The sequence below is a fragment of the Actinospica sp. genome (genome assembly GCF_035552695.1).
In the GTDB taxonomy this organism is placed as follows: domain Bacteria; phylum Actinomycetota; class Actinomycetes; order Streptomycetales; family Catenulisporaceae; genus Actinospica.
On sequence record NZ_DASZKT010000138.1, the window covers coordinates 1 to 1671 of the forward strand.

At 72.0% G+C, this 1671-nt stretch carries 3 protein-coding genes; all 3 read left to right on the forward strand.

Going from position 1 to position 1671, the window contains the following annotated elements; translation table 11 throughout:
• The coding region (locus VG296_RS17725; protein WP_325566894.1) for an ADP-ribosylglycohydrolase family protein at positions 1 to 286 on the forward strand (286 nt) is incomplete at its 5' end.
• The gene (locus VG296_RS17730) at positions 283 to 1356 is read left to right on the forward strand and encodes an ADP-ribosylglycohydrolase family protein (RefSeq protein ID WP_325566896.1); all 1074 of its coding nucleotides are present in this window, start codon (positions 283 to 285) and stop codon (positions 1354 to 1356) included. The genes VG296_RS17725 and VG296_RS17730, both read left to right, overlap by 4 nt.
• Positions 1349 to 1671 (forward strand): PfkB family carbohydrate kinase (locus VG296_RS17735; RefSeq protein ID WP_325566898.1); only part of this gene is annotated, 323 nt, incomplete at its 3' end. The genes VG296_RS17730 and VG296_RS17735, both read left to right, overlap by 8 nt.

Sequence of the window (1671 nt, forward strand, 5' to 3'; positions counted from 1 at the left end):
CCCGGAGGCCACGGCACTGGCTATGGGCGTGTTCGCTGCCGCCCGCGGCGACTACGTGCAAGCGGTGCTCGGCGGTACCAACGTCGGCCGGGACGCGGACACGATCGCCGCGATGGCCGGAGCGATGGCGGGCGCTTTGCACGGAGCCGACGCCGTTCCCGAGCCATGGCGCCGGCGCATCAACGTCGTACGCGGCCACTGCATCCGCGCGACGGCCGGGACCGACCTGGCCGAACTCGCTCGCGATCTGCACACCGCGCTGCTCAGGAAGGACAACGCCCGATGACCACGCCACTTGCGACCACGTCCCTCGCGGACCGCGCGCGCGGCGCCCTGCTCGGACTGGCCATCGGGGACGCGGCAGGCATGCCGGCCCTCTACCATCGCAGCACGCGGCTGGGCGGACCACGCAAATGGCTGTGGCACTTCAGCGCCGAAGCCGACACCCAGCACGTCCTGCGCTTCCCGCTGCCGTTCACGCTCGGACGCCCCGAGCCGCTGGAACTGGCCGGGACCGACGACACCGAGTTCGCCGCGGCCGCGGCCCTCATCCTGCTCGAAGCCGGTGACGACCCGACGCGTGAAGCGCTCTTCGCGGGCTGGCGCACACACGTCGTCGACCGGCCCGAGGAGGTGTGGACGGGGATCGCCGAACGCTCCTCGATCGTGAACACCCGCGCGGGCCTCACTCCCCCGGCCACCGGAAACGACAATCCCGCGCACTTCGACGACGGCGCGGTGGCCCGCGCCGTCCCGGTCGGCCTGCGTTACCCGGGTGAACCGGACCGAGCGGCCGAGGTCGCCACCCGGCTCGCGGAGATCACCCACGCGGAGGACGGCGTTTGGGCCGCGGCCGCGATGGCCGCCGCGATCTCCGCGGCGGCGTCCGGTGCCGACGCGTCCGAAGCAGTGCGCGCGGGCGTGGCCCGGATCCCGCGGGACAGCTGGCTTTCCCGGCAGATGGCGAACGCCCTCGACCTAGCCCAAACTGCGGCAACCCCGCTCGACCTCGTCGCCGACCTCAACGACCAGGTGGCCAACGCCTCGTACAGCTTCGGCACCATCGCACCGGAAACGCTCGCCTCCGCCTTCGCGATCGTCTTAGCGACCGACGGCGACCCGACCGTCGCGCTACCCCTTGCGGGAATGGTCGCCAAGCAGAGCGACAGCATGCCCGCGATGGTCGGCGCACTCACCGGCGCCCTGAACGGAGTCGAAGCGCTGCCGCAGCGGTGGCGCGACAAGCTCGATCTGCTGCGCGGCCACTGCCTGCCCCACCTCGCCGGCACCTCCCTCACCGCGCTCGCCGACCAGCTCGTCGCCGCGGCGCAGAAGGACGACAAACCAGATGACTGACCTGGTCGTGATCGGCAGCCTCAACATCGACCTCGTCGTCGCCGTCCCACAGCTGCCGAAGCCGGGCGAGACCGTCGCCGGCCCGAACGCCGAACACCGCCCCGGCGGCAAGGGCGCCAACCAAGCTTGCGCCGCCGCCCGGCTCGGAGCGAGCGTGCGCCTGGCCGGTCTCGTCGGAGACGACGTGTTCGGCGGCGACCTGCTCGCGGCCGTCGCCAAGCAGGGCGTGGACGTCAGCCACGTCGCCACACTCAACGGCTCCTCGACCGGGATGGCCTTCATCGCGGTCGAGGAGAGCAGCGAGAACATGATCAT